The organism is Bacillus sp. 007/AIA-02/001, assembly GCF_004634455.1.
Classification (GTDB): Bacteria; Bacillota; Bacilli; order Bacillales; family Bacillaceae_G; genus Bacillus_A; species Bacillus_A cereus.
Genome location: NZ_SEIY01000004.1, coordinates 161357 through 186526, shown reverse-complemented (window position 1 = coordinate 186526; position 25170 = coordinate 161357). Strand labels below are relative to the sequence as shown.

The following is a 25170-nucleotide window of genomic DNA, read 5'->3' as shown; positions in this document are numbered from 1 at the left end:
TGGAAAAGTTATAGTTCTAAAAATAGAATGTATCTAATTCTTTGGTTCTTTCAATTACATCCTCAATGTATCTTGTGTGTTATCCCTTAATGATCACAATTTTATCCCGTCAAAGCCCGATTGGTGAGGACTGATAATTAGTGGGGATGAACATCTCTGTTTGATTAATTAATACTTCATTTTATTTGAATCTCCATATGTTTTGTGTTTTTATCCATACCTATTGTAAGATTATATAGAGTTCTCCTAATAAACTGTTTTAATGGATTATTTAGGGGTTTTAAATTTATAAATCTTAAATTATTTTTTCGGGATAATTTTTTTATCTAAATAATTTATATTGAAGTAGAGGTGAACCATCGGTGAAGCAGGTGTTGGTGATTAAAAATGAACGGTCTTCAGCAAAGAAAATCGTAAGCGGTTTAACGCAAGAGGGCCATTTCATTTTAAAACTTCACAATGAAAACCAAGGTTTAAATATAGCATATGAGCAAGATTGGGATATTATCATATTGGATTGGGATTCATTAAGTATATCGGGACCAGAAATTTGTAGACAAATACGACTTGTTAAAACGACACCAATCATTATTGTGACCAACAATATTTCTAGCGAGGATTGCATAGCAGGGTTACAAGCAGGAGCAGATGATTATATTAGAAAACCATTTGTGAAGGAAGAATTAGTAGCGAGAGTTCAAGCTATTTTAAGAAGAAGTGACTATAACCAGCAAAATGAGACAAACTTTTTTCAGTTTAAAGATCTCTTTGTTGATGCATCTAGCAATATTGTGAAAAAAGGTGGCAAAAATCTCTCGCTTACGAAGCGCGAGTACGATTTACTTGTATTTTTAATTAAGAATAAAAATACGATATTAAGCCGTGAAATGCTTTTGAATCAAGTTTGGGGATATGACGTAGTAGTAAATCCGAATGTAGTAGACTTATATATTGGGTATGTAAGAAAAAAGCTAAAGTGCGAGAAGAAAGATAGATATATTCAAACGATACATGGCAGAGGCTATTCAATGGTTGAATGATAAAAATAAGATAATAAAGTAGTTTCTGTGAAATATTAGCTATTACTGCGCGTATTTTGTAAGGGAAGGTCTCTGTCCCGTATTTGTTGAGAAAGTATTTAATGAAGGTTAATCAACAGTCCTGACCGCACATATTACTTTTTATGCTTGATTTTATGAATTCATACGATTCACAAGATTTTCACAGAATTAATGACTATACTAATTAACAGGATGTTCAAATGAAAATGATTATCAATAGCGATTCAATTGAATAAAAGTTATCTTCTAATTCAATCTATGGATGTCATCATTTTCGAAATAAATCACACTATAAGGAGTATACATATGAAAAAATCTATGCTTTTAAAATTAGTGAGTATTCTAGCAATTTTTACTTTAATGTTAGTGGCTTGCTCAGATTCAAGTAAAGAAACTTCGAAGGCTAATAATAAAGATAATGGTAGTGATAAGCCAAAAACGGTTGAAATCACTGATGCTCATGGAACTGTTAAAGTACCTGTAAACCCAAAGAATGTAGTTGCTTTGGATAACAGAACTTTTGAAACTTTATCTGATTGGGGAATTAAATTAGCGGCTGCTCCAAAGGATATCATGCCTGCTGATTCAGCATATAAAAAGGATGAAAAAGTTCAAAATATTGGGAATCACCGTGAACCAAATCTAGAAATTATTGCAGCGGCAAACCCTGATCTTGTAATCGTTGGTCAAAGATTTGCTGATCATTATGAAGAAATCAAAAAATTAGTGCCAAATGCAGCTGTTATTGATCTTAATTTTGATGTTTCTGAGAAGGCTACTAAGCCTGGAGAAAACTTAGTAAAAGGACTTAAAGATTCTACAACTACTTTAGGTAAAATCTTTGCTAAAGATAAAGAAGCTAAACAATTAGTAGCTGATTTCGATAAATCTATTGAAAAGGCAAAATCTGCTTATAACGGAAAAGATAAAGTTATGAGTGTTATCGTTACTGGTGGAAATATTGGCTTTGCTGCGCCGCACTCTGGTCGCGTTTGGGGACCTATGTATGAAATTTTCGGTTGGACTCCAGCATTAGAAGTTTCGAATTCTACTGCAGGTCATAAAGGTGATGATGTTTCTGTTGAAGCTATCGCACAAACAAATCCTGATTGGCTTTTCGTATTAGATCGTGATGCTGCAACATCTGATGCAGCTAAGTCAACACCTGCTAAGGATGTTATTTCTAAATCACCAGCTCTTCAAAACACAACTGCTGTTTCTAAACAACAAGTTGTTTATGCACCAGAAGATACTTACACAAATGAATCAATTCAAACTTATATAGAGTTATTTGGAAATCTTGCAAAAACTTTAGCTAAGTAGTGTAAAGGGGTACGAAACAGTGTCAAAAAATATGATTTCTAGGGTTGAGAATATTTCTCAACCCCAGTTTTATAATCACAATAAAATATGGACAAAACCTTTTATAATAGCGGTTATAGTTGTTATAATTTTAGGGATTATATCACTGTTTACTGGAGTTTATGATATACGTGGACAAGAGGACGGAATGGAGATGTTTTTCATCACTCGTGTTCCGAGAACAGTTGCATTAATGCTTACTGGAGCTGCAATGGCGATGGCAGGACTCGTAATGCAATTAATTACACAGAATCGTTTTGTTGAACCTACTACAACGGGGACGATTGAATGGTCAGGCTTAGGCCTGCTTTTTGTGTATTTATTATTTCCTGCCCCGACTTTAGTTCAAAGAATGACTGGTGCAATCATTTTTTCTTTTATAGGAACTATGATTTTCTTTCTATTTTTAAGAAGGGTTAAGCTTCGTTCGTCTTTAATTGTTCCGATTATCGGATTGATGCTTGGAGCAGTAATTTCTGCAGTGTCTACTTTTTTAGGACTCCTTTTTCAAAAGACGCAAAGTATTGAAACTTGGTTTGTAGGTTCATTTGCTAACATTCAGGTGGGAAGATATGAATATTTATGGCTGATTGTTATCATTACTTTTCTTATTTTTATGTATGCTAATAGATTGACTTTAGCTGGACTAGGAGAAGATGTCGCAACAAGTCTTGGAGTTAATTACAATAGAATTGTTCTTTTTGGGACTGCTCTTATCTCTGTTGCAGTTGGAATTGTTGCAGCTGTTATTGGACACTTACCTTTCTTAGGATTAATTGTGCCAAATATCGTTTCAATGTTTAGAGGTGATGATCTTAGGAGTAATTTACCTTGGGTTTGTGTGATCGGAATGGGATCAATAACTGCCTGTGACATCATTTCTCGAACAATTATACAGCCTTTTGAATTACCTGTTTCTTTAATACTTGCAACAGTGGGAGCAGTCGTGTTTATTACTATTTTATTGAGACAAAGAAAACCAAGGAGGCTACGATGATCACATTAGAATATAGAAAAAAAGAAAATGTCGAAATCGATTCTAGCCTTCATAATGAAAGTAGATCAGCTAGCGCTTTTCGGTCTAAGAAGGAAGCAAGACGTTATTGGATTTTACTCATAACATTGATTGCTTTAGGTCTTCTTTCTTCATATGGACTTTTAGTTTATAACAATCCAGTTCCGATAGATTCACCTTCTTTTATCCCAGTCGTTAAGAGAAGGATAGTAGCTATTGTTGCAATGATTATTGCTGCGGTTTGCCATAGCTTGTCGACAGTTGCTTTCCAATCTATTACGAATAATAAAATTATTACTCCTTCACTTTTAGGTTTCGAATCACTTTATTCAGCAATTCAAACGAGTACAGTATTCTTCTTTGGTGCTAGTGCGTTAATAAATTTTAATGGAATTGGATCATTTTTATTCCAAGTTGTTGTTATGGTCTTCATGAGTTTGATACTTTATGGATGGTTACTTTCCGGTAAATACGGGAATTTACAACTTATGCTTTTAGTTGGAATTATTATTGGTACCGGGCTAAATTCTGTGTCAACTTTCATGAGAAAACTACTTGCGCCTTCAGAATTTGATATTTTACAAGCAAGATTATTTGGTTCTGTTAATCATGCAGATCCTGCATATTTTCCTATTGTAATTCCGATGATCATAATTGTAGCAGTATTAATTTTTGCTCATTCTAAGAATTTGAATGTTTTGTCACTAGGAAAGGATGTTGCTACTTCTTTTGGAGTTAAATATCAACCTAGTGTAATTTATACGCTTGTATTAGTTGCTATTCTGATGTCCATTTCAACCGCTCTAATTGGGCCACTTACTTTCTACGGCTTTTTAGTAGCAACTTTGAGTTATCAGGCAGCGGCAACTTATGATCATAGATATATTTTTCCGATGGCTTTTGCTATAGGATTTTTAATAATGACGAGCGCATACTTTTTAATGTATCATGTATTCCATGCTCAAGGTGTAGTTTCAGTTATTATTGAATTATTTGGTGGAATTATATTCTTAACTATAGTTTTAAGGAAGAGGGCTTTATGATAAAAATTGATAATGTTAAAAAGTTCTATACTGATAAGGTAAAAATAGGACCTTTGGATATTGAAATACCAAAAGCAGGCTTTACTTCTTTAATTGGACCAAATGGCGCTGGAAAGTCCACGACACTTTTGATGATTGGCAGACTTTTAGATATGGATGAAGGCCAAATTCAGGTAGCAAATATGGATGTTTCTGAATCCAAATCAAAAGACTTAGCAAAAGTTTTGACTATATTGCGACAAGAAAATCATTTTGTAACTAGGCTTACAGTTAGACAATTAGTTGGATTTGGGCGCTTTCCTTATTCAAAGGGAAGATTGACTAAAGAAGATGAGGTTATCATTTCTAAATATATCGATTTCTTAGATTTAACTAGTTTAGAGAATAGATATTTAGATGAGCTTTCTGGTGGTCAAAGACAAAGGGCATATGTAGCGATGGTATTGTGCCAAGAGACGGAATATGTACTTTTGGACGAACCTTTAAACAACCTTGATGTTGCTCGTTCTGTTCAAATGATGGAGCATTTAAGACGTGCAGCTAATGAATTTGGAAGAACAATTTTGACTGTCATGCATGACATAAATTTTGCAGCTAAATACTCGGATAAAATTTGTGCTATGAAAGATGGACAAATTGCTGCTTTTGGAACAGTAGAAGAGGTTATGGACTCAACACTTTTGACAGATATTTTTGAAACAAAAATAGAAATTATTAATGGTCCTTATGGGCCAATCGCAGTTTATTAGTTATAAAATGTCTTGCGTAGATTATGCAAGCTACTCTAGTTGAAGTTGCTGTCTATATTTTATAGGCAGCAGCTTTTTTTATGTGATTACTCATAAAATGCAAAAGAATGCTTCACCTTTTCAAGTATGTACCAAACGAAAAAATATCTCTGTATAATTTTTCAAAAGAATTCAGCTTGTTTTTTGTATATGTAATATTGCATATCAGAGTGTATTGATAAAAGTGTAAGGGGTCACTATAATGAGGGCATAAAGATAAATCACATTTTCGTAGCAATAAAAAGGAGGAAATAATATGGAAATCGCAATGGCAGTTTTAAAATTTGTAGGTGGCGTAATCCCGTTAATTCAAGAACTTTTAAAAGCATTTATGTAAGTTTATCAGTTAGCTATCATTTATCAATCATTATCATATTTTACTAAAAAAAGAACGGGGTGATTTTTCTGAATATTAAGAAAAACACTAAAAGAAGAAAGTTCCTTACATGTTTATTAGTTAGTTTATGCACTATTAATTATTCATCTATTTCCTTCGCAGAAACACAAGCAAGTAATGTAACTGATGTAACCAAAAATGCTAGTGGCATTAATACTGGTATAGCAAATCTTAAATATAATAATCAAGAGGTTTTAGCTGTAAATGGTGATAAAGTAGAAAGTTTTGTTCCGAAAGAAAGTATCAATTCAAATGGTAAATTTGTAGTAGTGGAACGCGAGAAAAAATCACTTACAACGTCACCAGTCGATATTTCAATTATTGATTCTGTAGTGAATCGCACGTATCCAGGAGCTGTACAACTTGCAAATAAAGCTTTTGCAGACAATCAACCAAGTTTATTAGTGGCTAAGAGAAAGCCTTTGAATATTAGTATAGACTTACCGGGCATGAGAAAAGAAAATACAATCACTGTCCAAAATCCGACATATGGTAATGTAGCTGGAGCAGTAGACGATTTAGTATCTACTTGGAATGAAAAGTATTCTACAACACATACGTTACCTGCAAGAATGCAGTATACGGAATCTATGGTTTATAGTAAATCACAAATAGCAAGTGCTCTTAATGTTAACGCTAAATATCTTGATAACAGTCTAAACATTGATTTTAATGCGGTTGCAAACGGAGAGAAAAAAGTGATGGTTGCCGCATATAAGCAAATATTTTATACAGTAAGTGCTGAACTACCTAACAATCCATCCGACCTTTTTGATAATAGTGTTACTTTTGATGAGTTAACTCGAAAAGGCGTAAGTAATTCGGCTCCACCTGTTATGGTTTCAAATGTAGCTTATGGTAGAACGATTTATGTAAAATTAGAAACAACATCTAAGAGCAAAGATGTACAAGCTGCTTTTAAAGCCTTACTTAAGGATAACAGCGTTGAAACAAGTGGACAGTATAAAGATATTTTTGAAGAAAGTACCTTTACTGCTGTAGTATTAGGCGGAGATGCGAAAGAGCATAACAAGGTTGTTACTAAAGATTTCAATGAAATCCGAAATATCATTAAAGATAATGCTGAATTAAGTCTTAAAAATCCAGCATACCCAATTTCATATACAAGTACTTTCTTAAAAGATAATGCAACTGCTGCTGTTCATAACAATACAGATTATATTGAGACGACAACTACAGAATATTCAAGTGCTAAAATGACACTTGATCATTACGGTGCTTACGTTGCTCAATTTGATGTATCTTGGGATGAATTCACATTTGACCAAAAGGGTAACGAAGTATTAACACATAAAACATGGGATGGTAGCGGAAAAGACAAAACGGCTCATTACTCTACAGTTATCCCACTCCCACCAAATTCAAAAAATATAAAAATTGTAGCAAGAGAATGTACAGGTCTTGCATGGGAATGGTGGAGAACAATTATTAATGAACAAAATGTTCCATTAACAAATGAAATAAAAGTTTCAATTGGAGGAACAACATTATACCCAACAGCTAGTATTAGTCATTAAGTATAAAAAAGCGCCCTATAAGTAGGGCGCTTTTTACTCTTTCCAAAATTGTTCTAATAGAATGACAAGTATGGTACCCACAAGTAAGCCATTACTTAAAAAATATTGTAAGGAAGAGGTAATACCGCTAAATGCACTTTCTGGAAGAAACATTATTCCTAAACTGATTAGTAATGAAATTCCTAATATAGTTAATCGGCGTTGATTTACTTCTTCGCGTAAAATGGATTGAAATGAAATTCCTATTACTTGGACAAGTGTTGCTAAAAGTGCAGCATTAGCAATAGGTCCTGGTAGCAAGGATATAAAGTTTACAATTGAGGGAATAAAAGAAATTCCTGCTAATATAAGACTTGCTATAAGGAACGACTTTACTTTTCTTTGTCCTGTTAGTTGGATAAATCCTGCTGATGCAGGTAATGGTACAATTCCAATTGTAGAGAACAACGACGAGATAATATGTGATATACCTCCGACCCATACACCACGGTTCAGTGTTTGCCTTTCATTTTCTTTAGATAATGGGGCTACTTGTTTTACAGCCGAAATAGCAGCGATTGTATTTGCAACTAAAAGAAATGTAAATAAAGTTGCAGTTAGAGTCATTCCAATATCGAATCTAGGTGTGCCCCAAGCAAATATTTCTGGTAACTTAACTAGCGTTGTGTGCGAAGGCATATGAGATGATTTTCCTAATACTGCATATAAAAGCCAACCGCATGAAATTCCAAGTAATACAGCGTAACTTTTCATCCACCCTTTCCCTTTAATTGATAAGAAAGTAATAAGGGCAAAAATAAAGAGAGCAATAGTAGCTGTTGTATAGTCAGGATGAGTTGCAGATCCTTGTAATCCCATCATTCCTTTTAGTAACACACCACTAAGCTGAAGTGCTAAGATTAAAAGAAAAGTTCCTGTAACTAAAGGGGTAAATAAACGTAAGATTCGATGAACAAGCCCTGTTATACCAAGAATGAAGAGTAATATGCCTGAAATAATTAATCCACCTTCTAAAAGTTGCAACACGTCTTTTGCACTTTGTCCCTGATGCATAGCGACTTGCCCCAATATGACAAATATACTTACCCATGAACCGGCTGGCCCATCCGCAATGGGATAGCGATGCCCAAACCATGATTGTATAAATGAACTTACTCCTACAACTAAAAAAGTTCGCTGCATTAATGTTGAGACATCTTCTATTGGTAAATGAAATATACCACCAATAATTATAGGTAATGCAATTGCATTTGCTAATAGAAACACAAACCATTGTAGAATATTAAAGCTCGTATCAAAGTATTTTTTATTCATATTATTCTCCTTTGCCGAAAAAAGAATTTCATAGTAAAAATCCATCCTTTCTACACAGTTAGATTAAAAAGGATGGATTTTGTAAGTCTATAAAATTAATTTAATTATATAGATAGATTTTAAATTAATTACCATGCACGGAATGGTAAGAATTTACCGTTAAGTGTAATCACGATACGAGGATCGCCACCTTTTGGATCTTCTTGTGTATCTACACCCAAGTTGAAGTTAATTGCACTCATTACACCTTCGCCAGCTTTTTCTAAGATTAATTCTCTAATAGTTGGTGCATATTGTAACATCATTTCATATAAACGATATGCAATCGGGTCCGTAGGAGGCATCTCCATTATTTGGCCACGAAGTGGAACTACTGTTAATGCTTGAACTACTTCTTCATCTAATTCTAATAGTTTACCGATTTTTTCTGCTTCTGGACGTGTCATTGTAGCTTGTCCTAATAATGCTGTTACAACCCAAGTCTCAGAGTTTTCACTTACTTTTGCAATTTCTTCCCAAGTTAACCCTTTTTTAATTTTTGCCGCTAGAATTTTTTGCGTAGCTTCTTGTCTATTCATATCTAATACTTGTTTTTTCATATCTCATAACTTCCTTTCATATACGTGATAATTATTATTTTGTTTCACTATTTAACGCTTTATAGCCATCAACCACTACATCTAATTTACCTGTGTGAGGGTCAATAACTAAACCATGTACAGGAACATCTTTTGGGATAAGTGGATGATTTCTTACTAAATCAACATTAGCTTGCGTTGAGTCGCAAACATCATCAAATCCGAATAACCATTTTTCAAGATCAATACCAGCATATTCAATCGCTGATAAAATTTCTGGTGAAACTACTCCGCGATCTAATATTTTTTGAAGTGTTCCTTTTGGATTCGTTTGGCTCGCGCCACATCTATGGTGTCCAATAAGGAAAATCTCATCTGCATTTAAATCGTATACTGACGCTACAACACCTTGCATAACACTATCAAAAGCAGAAGCAATTTTACCACCTGCATTTCTGATAACTTTTGCATCACCATCGTGTATATCTAAAGCTTTTGGAAGTAGCTCAATTAAACGAGCATCCATGCAAGAAACAACAACCATACGTTTTTTAGGCATCTTTGTCGCTTCACGATGAGCGTATTCCTTATTTTCTACAAAGTGTTCATTGAACGCTAGAATTTCTTGTAATAACATATTTGTAACCTCCTTTAAATCTAGATGTATTTTTTTGTTGTGTCCTCTGTGTTATAAGTAAATATAGCTGATAAATAATGTGATGTAAGAGGATAAACTAAGTATAGTGAATTGTATCGATAAGCAGAATAAGTTGGCGAAATACTTTCGGGCTTTCTACTTTCACGGTGAAAGGATTGGTTTATATCATTGATCAAACAGATTTTGAGATACTGAAATTATTAGGAGAAAACTCAAGAATACAATGGAAAGAACTTGGCCAAAAAATACATATGACGGGGCAAGCTGTGGGAAATCGAATTCGAAGATTAGAGGATCTAGGGATTATTGAACAGTATACAATTGCAATAAACCGAATTAAATTAGGGCAAGTAGTGACTGCATTTGTTACTTTGTTCGTAACAACAGCCAATCACCAAGAGTTTATGAATTTCTTTCAAGGAGAAGAAGGGGTTTCTGAAGTACACCGTATAAGTGGTGAGGGGTGTTATTTATTAAAAACACATTTTGCTTCCAATGAAGACTTAGATAACTTTCTAGGACGACTATTAAAATACGGGAATTATCGTGTTAACTTATCAATAGGAAAGTTGAAATAAGGTTTCTTTTCCTTGGAGGGGATGATAATATCAGTTGTTAAACTTTATTTGTATAGATGGAATGAAGTCTTTTAATTTTTATCTTAAATAGTCAGAGCCTTACTACAATTTATGTGTAGTAAGGCTTTTTAAAGTTTTCATATTCAACAATCAAGCTGAAGTGTTGAGGGTGGATATGAGATGATTTTTTAAAGAGAATCAAACGTTTTTAAAAGCTAAATTGTGGTTTCATATCACCTTTATAAGGTTCATGTTCAACGAATATAGTTATATCGTTACCAGCTTGGTCTTTACCAGTTCTTTTATACGTAAATTTATTTTTATTTAGTTCAGTAAGTTCAAGAGCAGCACCGTATTTGTTATTTCCAATTGAAACATGGGCTCTTATTTTATTTTCGTGTACAACATCGAAGTAGCCATAATCACCGCGGCTTTGACCTGTTTCGCTATTGAAGAACTCATATTTATTAGATTTGTCATCAAATTTTGCTAGACTTATAAAATTCGAATTAAACTGTGTTACATCGTTACCAGTTTCGTCTAATACCTTTGTTCCGTGCCAAAGGGTACCGCCTAAAATTTTATCTCCATCAACGTTTTTAACAATATCTCCTGTAGTCGTGTTCAGCTGCTTGTCCGGATCAGTGAAAGAAAGTTCTTTTTCTTTATATGGAACATGTTCAACGAAAACTTCTACATCTTTACCGTTAGCGTCTTTCCCTATTCGTTTATAAGTAAATACATTTTTATTTAGTTTTGTCATGTCAACGACAGCTTGATACTTCATTGATTCTGAAATTAATATTCTCTTTTTCCCATCATTTGTGATAAAGAAAGTTCCTTTATCGCCACGACTTGCACCTGTTTTAGCATCAAAAAATTCATATCTGCCGGACTTCGCATCATATTTTGCAAGACCAATGAAGTTTGCATTCTCTTTTGTTAAGTCATTCTTATCTTTGTCATACACTCGTGTACCTTGCCAATTTGTCTTGCTAAGAATATTAGCCATTTTTTGCCCTTTAGTTAATTTATTTTCCTTGTTTGTTTCTTTAGCAACTTGTTCTTGCTTTTGTTTCCCATGATTTTCTTCAGCTTTAGTACCAGCACACCCTGTTAATGCTAATGTGAATCCGAGCAGTACGGATGATAGTGCTTTTGTTTTTTTGTTCATGTTTTATCGTCTCCTTATTTTATGATTTCAAGTAGTACGGTTAGCGATTATAGTAGCAGTGCGTCATATATAAACTTAATTGCTACGTTTCTTATGTTAATCCCCGACTATAAACTGCCTCTAAATAAAACATTAAAAAAAGATAAACTAATTCCTAAATTTTTTTCATACTTATAAAAAGGTTTTTTACATGGGGTGAATGTGAATTTCTTATTTTGAAACTGGCGTAATCACATTGGGGTATACACATTATGCTTACATTGCGATTTTAGATGTGATGTTATACTGTGTATAAGATTTTATGTGTGTATGTTGTGTCGGTTTTTGTCGATAAGTCGATATATTTCGAAAATCGCCGATATATTTGGAGTTGCGCTGATATATTTGAAAAATCGCTGATATATTTTGGAGGGGGATAAAAATGATTGTGAAAGAGCGGAAAATGCCCGTATATTTGCTGCAATTAGAAGCTTTACTTAGAAGATTGCCTGCTCATCATCCAAAAAGGAATGTGGTGGTTGAAAGTCTAGCGAAATTTATGGCCGGCTATAAAGGAGAGCAGGCGATTGAGTATCCACTTAGTTTTTTACCCGAAACAGAATACAGTATTTTACATGATATTAGGTTATTTGATCAAAAACATTATTTCCAAATTGATACCCTCATAGTTTCATCTTATTTTCTTCTTTTTCTTGAAATAAAAAATATTATTGGTACATTAATTTTTGATACAAAGTTCAATCAACTTATTCGAATAGTAGATGGTAATACGGAAGAAGGATTCCCAGATCCGCTTTTACAACTGAAACGGCAAGAGATGCAACTGAGAAAATGGCTGAATCTACATGATTTACATAATATTCCGATTGAATCCCTCGTTGTAATTAGTTCCCCTCGTACAATTATTAAAACTTCAGATGAAATACTGTCTAGTAAAATTATCCACAGTGCAAATTTACCTAATAGAATAAAACAGATTAAAAATCAATATAAAGAAAAAGTGATTGATAATATAAATGGACTTATAGGCCAGATTATGAATGAGCACATTCCGCAACGTCAAAATGTTCTTGCGCAATATAAAATTAAAAAAGAGGAATTGCTAAAGGGTGTACAGTGTGAGGAATGTTTTACAATGGCAATGTTAAAAGAAAGACAGGGATGGCGTTGTTCAAATTGCAATAGTATGTCTAAACATGCTCATTTACGTGCTGTACAAGATTACACACTTCTGTTTAGTGTGATAACTACTAATAGCGAATTGAGGGAATTTCTTAATATGGAATCTAGTTCTGCGGTTAAAAGACTCCTCCAAACAATGAACATCACCTTCACTGGCAATAACAAAGGACGAATATATGATTTAACTTCTTTCCAATCGTAATTTTGCTATAATAAATAAGTACTTATACGAAGGGGAGTCTAAAGAGAGTATGAAGTCATTTAATATCGATCATGTTATAGCTAGTGTTTTGCAATGGATATTAAATATAGCCTTAATTATATTATCCATTGTGTTATCAATTTTCTTAGTGAATGAGACAATTACGTTCGTGCAGTATATTTTTTCGGCAAAAGAGTATACGTCTTATAAATTGGTTGAAAGTATCATCGTCTATTTCTTATACTTCGAGTTCATTGCATTAATTATTAAGTATTTTAAATCGAACTATCATTTCCCGTTACGCTATTTTATTTATATCGGAATTACGGCCTTAATTCGATTAATTATTGTGTCTCATGAGGAACCGATGGAGACGTTATTATACGCAGGAGCAATTCTTGTTTTAGTTATTGCTTTATACATATCAAATATGAGAGATTTGAGAAAAGAGTAGTAGTGCAGACATAAGTCAGCACTACTTTTTTACATCTTGACCTTCAAGTTGCTTGAAAGTTTACAATGAAATTAGGGCGTTTGAAATCGAAAAAAATTGAGAAATTAAGTGAAGAGGTTTCTTTTACTTGGAGGTTATAGGAATGAATCAGGAATTGAAGTTACGTCCATTAGAACGAGAAGATTTAAAGTTTGTACACGAACTGAATAATAATGCGCATATTATGTCGTATTGGTTTGAAGAGCCGTATGAGGCATTTGTGGAGCTGCAAGACTTATATGATAAACATATACATGATCAAAGCGAACGCCGATTTATCGTTGAGAAAGACAATGAAATGGTTGGATTAGTTGAGTTAGTAGAAATCGATTATATTCACCGTAGAACAGAATTCCAAATTATTATTGATCCGAATTATCAAGGATATGGTTATGCAGTGGATGCGACGCGTTTAGCAATGGATTACGCTTTTTCCGTACTAAATATGCATAAGATTTATTTAGTTGTGGATAAGGAAAATGAAAAGGCAGTACATGTTTATAAAAAAGTTGGGTTTATGGTAGAAGGTGAGCTTATCGATGAGTTTTTCGTTGATGGTAACTATCATAATGCAATAAGAATGTGTATGTTTCAGAAGCAATATTTTGAAAACAAGTAGTTGAAAGATTCGGAAGTAATGTTGACGCTTCGTAAAACCGTATGCTAAAATCCTTTTTAAGTATTAAGGAAGGTGCATAATATGCTTTATATAAAATTTGTAAAACTCATTAGAAAACTTTGCTCCGCACAAATGTATACGGTGAAGCGTTGTACGGAGCTTAATCAAGGGGCATAAATCCCCTATATTCATCGGCTGAATAACTTTTCTAAAAAAGTATAGTTTATCTATGCTTATTTCGTTATGGTTTTTCAGCTGGTGTATAAAATAGATTAAGGGGCCATAGACAATGCTTTGTCTATGGCCCTTTGTGTATATTATTCCGATGAGTCTTTACTATAAATTGGAGTAGTATAGGAAAAACCACGAAGCAGAGGGCTAGTGTCGAATGACGCTATCTCTCTGCTTTTTTTAATTTCAGGAAAAGAGGAATAAAAATGAGTTTACTTAAAGTGGAAAGTTTATCACATAGTTTTATAGATAAAGTATTATACGAAAATGCTTCTTTTGATTTGCATAAAGGGGAGCATATGGGAATTGTTGGACAGAATGGTGCAGGAAAAAGCACATTAATGAAAATATTGGTGGGGGAAATTATTCCTGATAAGGGAGACATAAAGTGGCAACCTAATATTCAAATTGGACATCTTGATCAATACGCAGAAATTGATGAGGGTTATACCATTTCACAATATTTAAAGAGAGCCTTTTATGATTTGTATGAAATGGAAAAGAGAATGAACAAGTTATATGAAGAAAGTGCGATGACTGGAGATGAAAATCAACTATTGAAAGCGGCAGAAATTCAAGGACTGCTCGAGGCTCGTGATTTTTATTCAGTAGATAGTATTACGAATAAGGTGGCAGCCGGTTTAGGTATTGATGTGATTGGGATGAATCGTGTGATTGGTGAATTAAGCGGAGGGCAGCGTGCAAAGGTAATTTTAGCGAAGCTCTTATTAGAAGAGCCTAATATTTTATTGCTAGATGAACCGACGAATTTTCTCGATAAGGAGCATGTGGAGTGGCTTGCTAATTATTTAATGAATTTTGAAGGAGCGTTTATTGTCGTATCACATGATTTTGATTTTCTGGAAAAGGTAACTTCTTGCATATGTGATGTAGAGTTCGGAACAGTTAAGAAGTATTACGGCAAATACTCAGATTTTGTAAGACAAAAGGAGCATTTGCGAAAAGATTATATTCGCCAATATTATGCACAGCAAAAGAAAATTGAAAAAACGGAAGAGTATATTCGTAGAAATATTGCTGGGGTGAATTCAAAAATAGCGCAAGGTCGTAGAAAACAATTACAGCGTATGGAAAGAATTGCGCCACCAAGTTTTACTCATAAACCGTCTATTCATTTTCAGGAACTTCCCATTTCAGTTCAGACAGTTCTTGAAGTAAATAATCTTGAAGTTGGTTACGACTTCGCTCTCTTACCAAAGTTGAATTTTTCAGTAATGGGTGGGCAAAAACTTGTCATTACAGGTTTCAATGGAGTAGGGAAATCTACTTTATTAAAAACAATCGTTGGAAATATTGCTAGTATTTCTGGAGAGTTTCACTTTTCAGAGCAAATAAAGATTGGATATTATGAGCAAGATTTAAATTGGAGCAATGATTCTTTAACGCCGCTTCAAATTATTTCAGAACAGTTTCCTAAACTGAATATGAAGGAAATACGCCATCATTTAGCTGCGTGTGGAGTGAAGGATACGCACGTTTCGCAAGAAATTCGTACGTTAAGTGGTGGTGAACAATCGAAGGTGAAACTGTGTGGATTATTACTATCACCTTGTAACTTCTTAATTTTAGATGAGCCGACAAATCATTTGGATGCAGAAGCGAAGGAAGCTTTGCAAAAGGCGTTAATTAAGTTTAAGGGCAGCATTATACTCGTATCTCACGAAGCAAGTTTTTATCTTGATTGGGCAGATAGCATCTTTCATATAGAGACGGGATTAGTTAAGGGGGTGTGAAACATATGAGTGAAAACAATTGGAAAACGAAAATTATATTATTTTTGACCGCTCAAACTATTTCGTTGTTCGGTTCCTCTCTCGTGCAATACGCGATTATATGGTATATCACCCTTACAACATCATCAGGAGTGATGTTGACTATTTCAACTGTTTGCGGTTTTCTACCACAAATTGCGATATCTTTGTTTGCAGGTGTTTGGATTGATCGTTATGACCGTAAAAAGATGATTATGTTATCGGATGGAATTATAGCGATTGCGACGTTAGTCTTAGCAATTTTATTTTTAACAGGATATAAAAGTATTTGGTTACTTTTTATTGTGTTACTCATTCGTTCAGCTGGAACAGGAGTACAAACGCCAGCTGTGAATGCATTAATTCCGCAAATCGTTCCGAAAGAGTATCTTATGAAAGTAAATGGAATAAATAGCAGTATTACATCTTTAATTATGTTTCTTTCTCCAGCAGCAAGTGCTGCGATTCTTTCTATTGCCAGCATTGAAACAATATTTTTTATTGATGTTATTACAGCTATGATTGGAATTAGTATTATGTTTGTCATTCATGTGGAAGGACATGTGAATGTAGAAAGTAAGCAAAAATCTAATCTACAAGGAATTAAAGAAGGGTTCACTTATTTAAAAGAAAATGTATTTATTAAAAGGCTAATCGTTTTATTGATTATCGTCATGATTTTAATAAGTCCAGCTGCTTTTTTAACACCTTTAATGGTAACTCGTTCTTTCGGGGCCGAAATGTGGAGACTTACTGCTAGTGAGATGACCTTTAGTGCGGGTGCGGCAGCTGGTGGCGTATTGATTGCAGCGTGGGGTGGTTTTCGTAATCGTATGCATACAACAGCGCTAGCTTGTGCATTATATGGACTGCTTATGATTGGACTCGGAATAGCACCGATATTTATTATGTATTTAGTCTTTAATTTTTTAATTGGTATAACAATGCCGTGCTTCAATACACCAGTTACTGTGTTATTGCAGGAGAAAGTAGAACCATCAATGCACGGACGGATGTTTAGCCTTGTACAAATTGCGAATTCATGCGCGCTTCCTTTAGGAATGATAATATTTGGTCCGTTGTCGGATATGTTTAGTGTAGAGATTTTGTTAATTTATGCTGGGATATTCGTGCTATTTTGCGCAATGTATATTGTATTAAGCAAGAGGTTTGAAGTGTAAATATTTATAATTTAGAAGGTTTGCGAAGTGATTTAAGATGCTTTGCAAACCTTTTTGTTGTTTGTTTATTCAATAATTATTTATTGTTTAACAATAAATAATTATTGACTGTTAATTCTTTTTTAGATAATATGATGGTAAGAATCTAAGGGGAATTACATAAGTAGAGGAGAATGTGAAATGAAAAATAAATACGTAGTAGCTATTTCTTTCATGATTTTAGCGATTATTTCTTTAACGATACATGCTTCAAACAGTAAAGTAGGAGCGGATGGATTTCTTGAAGAACCTTTCTTTTTCCTAGTACCGATAAGTTATATATTGTTCCTTAGTGGTATTGGTGTATTGCTATTTGGATTTATTACTTCAAAGCTGAAAAAGGGCAATAGATAGGGACAAAACACTCACTATGAAATAGAAACATACCATATGGAAGAAAAAGAATAAGTGAGATGAATCATGATGAATCATTATTTTTATAATGGTAGACAAGTAGGAGCTGCTATTACGCTGGCTGGGGCACAAGGGACAATTCATGCTGTGAATCAAGCTATTCAAATGCAGCAACAAGCATATTTTGCACAAATGATGCAAAGTCAATATATGCCGTATTCACAACTTCCGATGCAAATTATACATTACGATGTACATCCAGCTGGTTTATTTTCCATTCCATATGGCGGGACATATTTCTTATGAAAAAAAGCGACTCAATAGAGTCGCTTTTTTATATTCCGCCTAACTTCATTCCAAGGAAGGCAAAGGCGATACCAATTATGTAAGTAGCACTTAAATATAAAAGGAAGATGTATAGTTTTTTACGAGTGAGAAGCTGAACAGATTCTAATTTAAACGTAGAAAATGTAGTGAATGCGCCCATAAATCCAGTACCTAATAATAGTTGCCAGCCTGTAGTGACTCCGTTGCCAATTATATACCCAAGTAAAAATGCCCCTGTTATATTAATAAGGAATGTAGCAATTGGAAATTGTGTTTTATTTCTTTTCTTAAACCAATTGCTAATTGCAAATCGTGTAATCGCACCGAAAAATCCTCCTGTTGCGACTAATAAAGCTTCTATCATGAGTAATCACCTTCTGTAAGAGATTTCTTAATTAAGAAATCTCCAAGTGTATAGCCAAGGCCAGACATAATGAGGCCACCAAGTATGCTGCATGATACATATAAGAAGGCTATGCTCCACTCAGAATGATTGATCAATTGCACAGTTTCTACACTAAATGTTGAAAAAGTCGTAAAGGAACCGATGAATCCAGTTCCGATGCCTGTGATAACCTCTGAAGGTAAGATGTTTAGCCGAGCGATATAAGTAGTTAGCCACGCTAAGAAAAAGCAACCGATTAAGTTAATGAGTAATGTTGCCAATGGAAATGAATGATGCCAAAATGTGTTGATATTAAGACCTAAATAATAACGAGAAAGAGCTCCTAATATACCAGCAATGCCAACGATAATATAAATCAATTTTCTCACCTCTTTAAATAGCTTGCTCAAAAAAATAGACTCCTACCAGTATCCATACTGGTAGGAGTCATTAGCTAAGCAGCGTTTATGGCGAACTCCATCGCCTATGATTATTACATATAGTGTACTAAATATACCGTTTAATTTCCAGTGAGGAGGAGGGTGTAACTTTTCTTTTTTTGATGTCTGAAGGCTTTTTAAGTAATTAAAATGGGATCGATTACTTATCAACTAAATATAGTGATATACGGTTTTAATTATGATAAAATGTTTCTTAAGTGTGTCGTTTTGTTTTATTTGACTGAAAATAAAGAAAAATAAATTTGCGTGAAAAGGAGTCATTTATTTGAAGAAATTTTTAAAAATCGTATTTACATGTGTTTTAGTAGTAGCGGGCATTGTAGGAGGATTTCTAGCTTATATAACACTTACTAAAGAACAGCCTGCTGATGTTATAAGCTTGAAGGAAGAGAATAATAAGGAGCGCGTATTAGCGACTGGAAATGAGTTTAAAGTTACAACATTTAATATTGGATATGCTGGGTTAGATAAGGATCAAGATTTCTTTATGGATGGTGGAAAGGGATCTGGTTCAAGTAGTAAAGAGCAAACGGAAACTAATTTAAAGAATATGCTTTCGTTTTTACAAAATGAGAATAGTGATTTTGCACTATTACAAGAAGTTGATATAAAGTCACTTCGTTCATTTGATGTAAATGAACATGAATTTTTGAAAAAAGGATTACCTGATTATGTTTCGTCATTTGGCAAGAACTACGATACGAAATGGGTTCCAGTGCCAATAACAAATCCAATGGGATATGCGGAGGCTGGATTAAGTACGTTTTCTAAATACACTGTTCAAGAAGCGAAGAGGTTCCAGCTGCCTGGAATGGAGCCTTGGCCAAAGCGTTTGTTTGATTTAGATCGAGCAATTGTGGAATATAAAATTCCTGTTAATAATGGAAAACATGTTAGACTCGTAAATTTACATTTGTCTGCTTATGATGAAGGCGGGAAAATTAGAAAACAGCAAGTAGAGTATTTAAAAGAATATATGAACAAGCATTATGAAAATGGTGATTACGTAATAATGGGTGGAGATTGGAATCAATTGGTTTCGAACGCTCAATTAAGTGATCCGAAGTTCGTGAAAGAGCGTCCTGAGTGGTTAGTAGAGTTACCGAAGGACTTTACAGACGGTGGCTTTAAATGGGCTGTAGATCCGTCTGTTATGACTGTAAGAGATGATGTAAAGAAATATGTAGAAGGTGAAAATTTCGTCACTATTATTGATGGCTTTATCGTTTCACCGAATGTAGAGATTGTAAATGTACAAGGGAAAGATTTAAAGTTTGAAAATAGCGATCATAACCCAGTAAGTGCGGTATTTAAACTGAAGTAATTGATATGTATAAGTAGAAGGTGGGGCTTCATATGGAGTGGTTAAAGAGGACTTGTTTTTCTAACCTTGAGAAAGAATCACAGAAAAATCATTTATTACTGTTTATAACGATTTGTAGTTTCTTCCTTGGGGTAATCGCAATTGGGTATTATGGATATATTTTTACAGAGAGAGCCATAGCATTTTGGATTTGTGGTATTTCTGTCGTTGCATTTGGAACGCTTTTTACTTTTATAAAAAGTATGGAATCAGCGTATAAATATATCATGACATTTATGTTGCTTACAATGTCTTACATTATGGTACAAGCTTTTAATGAAAGCCCGGCTGTATTTCAAATGGTCTATTTTACATTAGCTGTTTCACTTATTTATTTAAGCGAGCGCCTCATTTTAATTATTGGCGGGGTAGCTGTTGTGATCACATTTATCCTTTGTAGCTATTGGCCGGAGCAATTTTTTGCTTATACAGCCTCATCTGAAGCTGCTAATTTCGCAAGTTTGTTAGCGATTGTAACAATCGCTATGTGGGGCGTCACGAAAATCGGTTCTAATCTGCTCCTTCGTTTAAGTGATGAGAAGCAAGAAGTAATGAGAAAAGCTCAGGAGTTAGAAGAGACGCAAAGACTTATTGAAGAAACAGTTGTGAAACTAGATAGTAATTTCAATCATTTAAGACAAAATATGAACACGTCGATGGAATCGATGAGTGAAATTAATTTTGCCTTTGAAGAGGTGGCAGTTGGTACGCAATCACAATCAGAGATGATGTATCGTTCGGTAGAAGTATTGAATGATATGGAGGGAAATATTGAGCAAATCATCTCTCAAGTAAGAACTGCATCGGCTCATGTGGATGAAAGCTTAGAAATTTCAAAAGGTAGTGTACATACTCTAAGAAATTTTGAAACTAACATGAGAAGTTTAAATGATGTTGTTTCACAGTCTGGAATTATATTTAGAGATTTAATGATGCAATCGAAACAAATTAATGAAATTGTAGATGTAATAACGAATATTTCAAGTCAGACGAGTTTGCTAGCTTTAAATGCAAATATTGAAGCTGCGAGGGCAGGCGAGCATGGAAAAGGTTTTGCTATTGTAGCGAGTGAAGTGTTAAAGCTTGCTGAAGAATCAAATCGTTCTGCGGGAAGAATTCAAGGGATTTTGAAGGAGTTTAGTAATCAAGCAAGTAAGGTAGAAGTGCAAGTAGAGAAGTCAGAAAGAGTACAAGAAGAATGTAACGAGATGTTAGCAAGGGTTTTAACAAATGTAACTGATTTAGGGAAGTTTATTGATGCGATTAATGAAGTAATGCGAGAGGTTGTTGTTCAACAAGAAAGTTTCCAAGTTAAAACGACGAATATCGTAAAGGATGTTACGCATGCTTCTAACGTAATTCAGCAAACTTCTACAGCTACAGAAGAAGTGCTAGCGAGTGTGGAAGAAGAAAAACATCGAAATGATACGTCAGTGAAGACGTTACAAACTGTTAGCGAGCAAGTGAAGTTGTTAGAAGATATTTTAGAAAAGTAATATTGCTTGGAAAGAGCACGAATGATGTGCTCTTTTTTCATTGAAACGAATACTTGATAGGAATTTAATTGCTTTTCTGCGCGTTTTCTGCCAAGCTTAAGGAGATAAAGTGAGACTAGTACATACTTATTATTAGTCCTCACCAATCAAGCTATCCGCAAATAGCGGAATAAAATACTTCAAAGAAAGAATTATATAGGTGACGCATATGATCGAAGTTAAGACTTCTGAACTTAGTGATGGAGAATTTAATAGAGGTGTATTTGCAACTCGTGATATTAAAAAGGGTGAGTTGATACACGCAGCACCAGTTATCTCTTATCCGAATGAACAGCATGAACATATTGAGAAAACGTTACTTGCTGATTACGCATTTGAGTATGGAATCAATCATACGGCAATCCTTTTAGGATATGGTATGTTATTTAATCATTCATATACACCGAATGCAACGTATGACATCGTTTTTGAGAATCATACATTTAACTTCTATGCTTATAAAGATATAAAAGCAGGAGAAGAAATTTTAATCAATTATAATGGTGAAGTTGATAACGATGAGCTGTTATGGTTTGATAAAGAAAAAGAAGAGAACGAAAAGTAATATAAAGAGTATAGAAAGAGCACATTCTGTGGGATGTGCTCTTTTTTATTGATGTAAATAAAGTAAAAAGTACAAAAAAATACCACTTTCTTTTTGTGTGGTATAGTAAGATACTGAGGGATAGTGTTTTGAAAAAGTCATATATTTTACAAATTGTTGTCTTTCTGATGACATGTCAAGTTTAGTAGTCCATTTGGGTTGCTTTATTATGCAATATATATTTTAATATGAGTGGCACCTCTTATAAATTAAGAGGTTTATAGGTGTCTCGAATTGATTTTGGGTACACTGTATCCACCACTTTAGGTTCTTTCATGTACGTGGGGATATTATGGGCCCGTATAACGGGATAAAATGAATATAGAAATAGAGGAATCGTAAAATGAATATGCAAGAGGTTTATAAATATTTAAGTACGGTATTGCCTGAAGGACATGTTAAACAAGATGAAATGTTAAAGAATCATACGCATATTAAAGTTGGCGGAAAAGCAGATGTTTTTGTTGCGCCTACAAATTATGATGAAATTCAAGAAGTTATTAAATATGCGAACGAATATAATATTCCAGTTACGTTTTTAGGAAATGGATCGAATGTCATTATTAAAGATGGTGGAATTCGCGGGATTACAGTAAGTTTAATTCATATTACAGGTGTTACTGTAACAGGAACGACGATTGTAGCACAGTGTGGTGCAGCAATTATTGACGTATCACGTATTGCCTTAGACCATAACTTAACGGGTCTTGAGTTTGCTTGTGGTATTCCAGGTTCAGTTGGCGGAGCATTATATATGAATGCTGGTGCATACGGCGGTGAAATTTCGTTTGTATTAACAGAAGCTGTCGTAATGACAGGTGATGGAGAGCTACGTACTTTGACGAAAGAAGCATTTGAATTTGGATATCGTAAGAGTGTATTTGCGAACAACCATTACATTATTCTTGAAGCGAGATTTGAACTTGAAGAAGGTGTACATGAAGAAATTAAAGCCAAAATGGATGATTTAACGTTTAAACGTGAGTCAAAACAGCCTCTAGAATATCCTTCATGTGGTAGCGTATTTAAGCGCCCACCAAATAACTTTGCTGGTAAGTTAATTCAAGACTCAGGACTACAAGGTAAGCGAATTGGTGGAGTAGAAGTTTCTTTAAAACACGCTGGATTTATGGTGAATGTTGATAACGGAACAGCACAAGATTACATCGATTTAATTCACTTCGTACAAAAGACAGTTGAAGAGAAATTTGGCGTGAAGTTGGAGCGAGAAGTAAGGATTATTGGAGAAGATAAAGAATAACGAAATACGTATGAAGATATGAATTATTTTAAAATAACATTTGGGTATTGTTGACAATTTGTTTTCAATTCAATATAATGGCTAATAATTTAACAAATAACATACGTTGAAAGAGCCCAGTAGCAGTTTGTCACTGTTAACGAGAGAGCTAGGGGTTGCTGGAACCTAGCACAAACAAACTTGCGAATTACACTCTGGAGTATCTTAGGTAATGCTAAGCGGACTAGCAATCGATATTATTGCTAAGAGTGGTATGAGTAGCTATGCTATTTATGCAAACTGGGTGGTAACACGGTGAATAATCGTCCCTATGTCTATCGTAGACATAGGGGCTTTTTTGTTTTTAAAAAATAAAGGGGATGACAAAAGATGAATATTATTGATGAATTAGAATGGCGCGGCGCCGTTAATCAGCAGACTGACGAAGAAGGCTTACGTAAGCTAGTAGAAGAGAAAAAGATTTCACTATACTGCGGAGTTGATCCAACTGGTGATAGTATGCATATCGGACATTTGATTCCGTTTATGATGATGAAGAGATTCCAATTAGCTGGCCATCATCCTGTTATTTTAATTGGCGGGGCAACAGGAACAATTGGTGATCCGAGTGGACGACAATCAGAGCGTCAACTTCAAACGTTAGAAGTGGTTCAGCATAATGTAGATGCGTTAACAGCACAAATGAAAAAGCTATTTGATTTTGGTGGAAATAGCGAAGTGAAGATGGTAAATAACTATGATTGGACACATAAAATAAATATTATTGAGTTTTTACGTGATTACGGGAAAAACTTTAGCATCAATAGCATGTTAGCGAAGGATATTGTAGCAAGCCGTTTAGATACAGGTATTTCTTTCACAGAATTCACGTACCAAATTTTGCAAGCGATGGACTTCCATCATTTATACACGAAAGAGGATGTTCAACTTCAAATTGGTGGCAGTGACCAATGGGGAAATATTACGAGTGGTTTAGATTTAATTCGTAAGTTAGAAGGTCATGAGGCGAAAGTATTCGGATTAACGATTCCGTTATTATTAAAATCGGACGGTACGAAGTTTGGTAAATCAGCGGGTGGTGCGGTTTGGCTTGATCCTGAAAAAACGACACCGTTTGAATTTTACCAGTTCTGGGTAAATACAGATGACCGTGACGTAATTAAATACTTGAAATACTTTACGTTCTTAACGAAAGAGCGTATTGATGAATTAGCAACGAAGGTAGAAGCGGAACCTCATAAACGTGAAGCGCAAAAAGTGTTAGCGGAAGAAATGACGAAATTTGTTCATGGAGAAGAGGCGTTCCTGCAAGCTGAGAAAATTACAGCAGCGTTATTTAGCGGAGATATTAAATCGTTAACAGCTGATGAAATTGAACAAGGCTTTAAAGAAATGCCAACATTCCAGTCTTCAAAAGAGACGAAAAACATCGTAGAGTGGCTAGTCGATTTAGGGATTGAACCATCTAGACGACAAGCACGCGAGGACATTAATAATGGTGCGATTTCTATGAATGGTGAGAAAGTAACAGATGTGGGTACAGATGTTACTGTAGAAAATTCATTTGATGGAAGATTTATTATTATTCGTAAAGGGAAGAAGAACTACAGTCTTGTGAAATTAGGATAATAAGTAAGGCTGGAAAATATATCGGC

At 34.3% G+C, this 25170-nt stretch carries 25 protein-coding genes, 1 riboswitch and 1 other annotated feature; of the genes, 19 read left to right on the top strand and 6 right to left on the bottom strand.

Annotated features, from left to right (window positions below; translation table 11 throughout):
* Positions 1-362: 362 nt before the first annotated feature.
* From ES895_RS12600 to alo, 6 genes are all read left to right on the top strand, one after another.
* Complete coding sequence (locus ES895_RS12600; protein ID WP_000815809.1) at positions 363-1040, top strand: response regulator transcription factor; 678 nt, start codon at positions 363-365, stop codon at positions 1038-1040.
* A 327-nt stretch (positions 1041-1367) separates the two neighbouring features.
* Positions 1368-2384: a siderophore ABC transporter substrate-binding protein gene (locus ES895_RS12595; protein ID WP_000749436.1), complete on the top strand. Its 1017-nt coding sequence runs from the start codon at positions 1368-1370 to the stop codon at positions 2382-2384.
* 19 nt (positions 2385-2403) lie between these two features.
* Entirely contained in the window at positions 2404-3420 is a 1017-nt protein-coding gene (locus tag ES895_RS12590; RefSeq protein WP_000042063.1) for an ABC transporter permease, read from the top strand.
* Entirely contained in the window at positions 3417-4481 is a 1065-nt protein-coding gene (locus ES895_RS12585; protein WP_000631244.1) for an iron chelate uptake ABC transporter family permease subunit, read from the top strand. The genes ES895_RS12590 and ES895_RS12585 overlap by 4 nt, the downstream gene beginning before the upstream one ends.
* Complete coding sequence (locus tag ES895_RS12580) at positions 4478-5230, top strand: iron ABC transporter ATP-binding protein (protein WP_000590071.1); 753 nt, start codon at positions 4478-4480, stop codon at positions 5228-5230. Before ES895_RS12585 ends, ES895_RS12580 begins: the two co-directional genes overlap by 4 nt.
* Positions 5231-5665: 435 nt before the next feature.
* Positions 5666-7204, top strand: a complete 1539-nt coding sequence (alo, locus tag ES895_RS12575) for an anthrolysin O/cereolysin O family cholesterol-dependent cytolysin Alo (protein WP_000576744.1) — start codon at positions 5666-5668, stop codon at positions 7202-7204.
* A gap of 33 nt (positions 7205-7237) precedes the next feature.
* On the opposite strand, the gene ES895_RS12570 is transcribed toward alo, so the two are convergent.
* From ES895_RS12570 to ES895_RS12560, 3 genes are all read right to left on the bottom strand, one after another.
* Positions 7238-8518 carry a purine/pyrimidine permease gene (locus ES895_RS12570; protein ID WP_135238381.1) on the bottom strand — a complete coding sequence of 427 codons (1281 nt, stop codon included), beginning with the start codon at positions 8516-8518 and terminating at the stop codon, positions 7238-7240.
* Positions 8519-8646: 128 nt separating this feature from the next.
* Positions 8647-9096 carry a cyanase gene (cynS, locus tag ES895_RS12565; RefSeq protein WP_025709810.1) on the bottom strand — a complete coding sequence of 150 codons (450 nt, stop codon included), beginning with the start codon at positions 9094-9096 and terminating at the stop codon, positions 8647-8649.
* Between the two features lie 55 nt (positions 9097-9151).
* Positions 9152-9733, bottom strand: a complete 582-nt coding sequence (locus ES895_RS12560) for a beta-class carbonic anhydrase (RefSeq protein ID WP_025709811.1) — start codon at positions 9731-9733, stop codon at positions 9152-9154.
* Between the two features lie 167 nt (positions 9734-9900).
* On the opposite strand from ES895_RS12560, the gene ES895_RS12555 reads away from it, so the two are divergent.
* Positions 9901-10332, top strand: a complete 432-nt coding sequence (locus ES895_RS12555; RefSeq protein WP_025709812.1) for an Lrp/AsnC family transcriptional regulator — start codon at positions 9901-9903, stop codon at positions 10330-10332.
* A 208-nt stretch (positions 10333-10540) separates the two neighbouring features.
* On the opposite strand, the gene ES895_RS12550 is transcribed toward ES895_RS12555, so the two are convergent.
* Positions 10541-11506, bottom strand: a complete 966-nt coding sequence (locus ES895_RS12550) for a DUF4822 domain-containing protein (RefSeq protein WP_135238380.1) — start codon at positions 11504-11506, stop codon at positions 10541-10543.
* Positions 11507-11927: 421 nt separating this feature from the next.
* Here ES895_RS12550 and ES895_RS12545 point away from each other — a divergent pair, with 421 nt between their 5' ends.
* The 7 genes from ES895_RS12545 (at position 11928) to ES895_RS12515 (ending at position 17885) form a co-directional block, all read left to right on the top strand.
* Positions 11928-12890 carry a nuclease-related domain-containing protein gene (locus ES895_RS12545; RefSeq protein WP_089171964.1) on the top strand — a complete coding sequence of 321 codons (963 nt, stop codon included), beginning with the start codon at positions 11928-11930 and terminating at the stop codon, positions 12888-12890.
* 49 nt (positions 12891-12939) lie between these two features.
* The gene (psiE, locus tag ES895_RS12540; RefSeq protein WP_000834708.1) at positions 12940-13344 is read left to right on the top strand and encodes a phosphate-starvation-inducible protein PsiE; all 405 of its coding nucleotides are present in this window, start codon (positions 12940-12942) and stop codon (positions 13342-13344) included.
* A 142-nt stretch (positions 13345-13486) separates the two neighbouring features.
* Positions 13487-14002 carry a spermidine N1-acetyltransferase gene (speG, locus tag ES895_RS12535; RefSeq protein ID WP_001071092.1) on the top strand — a complete coding sequence of 172 codons (516 nt, stop codon included), beginning with the start codon at positions 13487-13489 and terminating at the stop codon, positions 14000-14002.
* A 437-nt stretch (positions 14003-14439) separates the two neighbouring features.
* A complete protein-coding gene (locus ES895_RS12530) occupies positions 14440-15987 on the top strand; it encodes an ABC-F family ATP-binding cassette domain-containing protein (protein ID WP_000054865.1) in 1548 nt (515 codons plus the stop codon).
* A 5-nt stretch (positions 15988-15992) separates the two neighbouring features.
* Positions 15993-17186, top strand: coding sequence for an MFS transporter (locus ES895_RS12525; protein WP_135238379.1), 1194 nt, complete (start codon positions 15993-15995; stop codon positions 17184-17186).
* Positions 17187-17366: 180 nt separating this feature from the next.
* A complete protein-coding gene (locus ES895_RS12520) occupies positions 17367-17579 on the top strand; it encodes a DUF3955 domain-containing protein (protein WP_000792611.1) in 213 nt (70 codons plus the stop codon).
* A gap of 66 nt (positions 17580-17645) precedes the next feature.
* On the top strand, positions 17646-17885 hold the full coding sequence (locus ES895_RS12515) for a DUF3947 family protein (RefSeq protein WP_000980955.1): 240 nt from the start codon (positions 17646-17648) through the stop codon (positions 17883-17885).
* 28 nt (positions 17886-17913) lie between these two features.
* Here ES895_RS12515 and crcB (ES895_RS12510) read toward each other — a convergent pair whose 3' ends face one another.
* Both crcB (ES895_RS12510) and crcB (ES895_RS12505) read right to left on the bottom strand, forming a co-directional pair.
* Positions 17914-18270, bottom strand: a complete 357-nt coding sequence (crcB, locus tag ES895_RS12510; RefSeq protein WP_000568582.1) for a fluoride efflux transporter CrcB — start codon at positions 18268-18270, stop codon at positions 17914-17916.
* Positions 18267-18671 (bottom strand): fluoride efflux transporter CrcB, encoded by a 405-nt coding sequence (gene crcB / locus ES895_RS12505; RefSeq protein ID WP_000639312.1) that lies wholly within the window; start codon positions 18669-18671, stop codon positions 18267-18269. Before crcB (ES895_RS12505) ends, crcB (ES895_RS12510) begins: the two co-directional genes overlap by 4 nt.
* 54 nt (positions 18672-18725) lie before the next feature.
* Positions 18726-18785, bottom strand: a riboswitch (Fluoride riboswitch).
* 232 nt (positions 18786-19017) lie between these two features.
* Here crcB (ES895_RS12505) and ES895_RS12500 point away from each other — a divergent pair.
* The 5 genes from ES895_RS12500 (at position 19018) to tyrS (ending at position 25144) form a co-directional block, all read left to right on the top strand.
* Positions 19018-20076, top strand: coding sequence for an endonuclease/exonuclease/phosphatase family protein (locus ES895_RS12500; RefSeq protein WP_135238378.1), 1059 nt, complete (start codon positions 19018-19020; stop codon positions 20074-20076).
* Positions 20077-20108: 32 nt separating this feature from the next.
* Positions 20109-21611: a DUF4077 domain-containing protein gene (locus ES895_RS12495; RefSeq protein WP_135238377.1), complete on the top strand. Its 1503-nt coding sequence runs from the start codon at positions 20109-20111 to the stop codon at positions 21609-21611.
* A gap of 208 nt (positions 21612-21819) precedes the next feature.
* Entirely contained in the window at positions 21820-22215 is a 396-nt protein-coding gene (locus tag ES895_RS12490) for an SET domain-containing protein (protein ID WP_000573649.1), read from the top strand.
* Between the two features lie 382 nt (positions 22216-22597).
* Positions 22598-23515, top strand: coding sequence for a UDP-N-acetylmuramate dehydrogenase (murB, locus tag ES895_RS12485; RefSeq protein ID WP_001057102.1), 918 nt, complete (start codon positions 22598-22600; stop codon positions 23513-23515).
* A 97-nt stretch (positions 23516-23612) separates the two neighbouring features.
* Positions 23613-23828: a binding site (T-box leader), on the top strand.
* 56 nt (positions 23829-23884) lie between these two features.
* On the top strand, positions 23885-25144 hold the full coding sequence (tyrS, locus tag ES895_RS12480) for a tyrosine--tRNA ligase (RefSeq protein WP_098286429.1): 1260 nt from the start codon (positions 23885-23887) through the stop codon (positions 25142-25144).
* Positions 25145-25170: the final 26 nt, after the last annotated feature.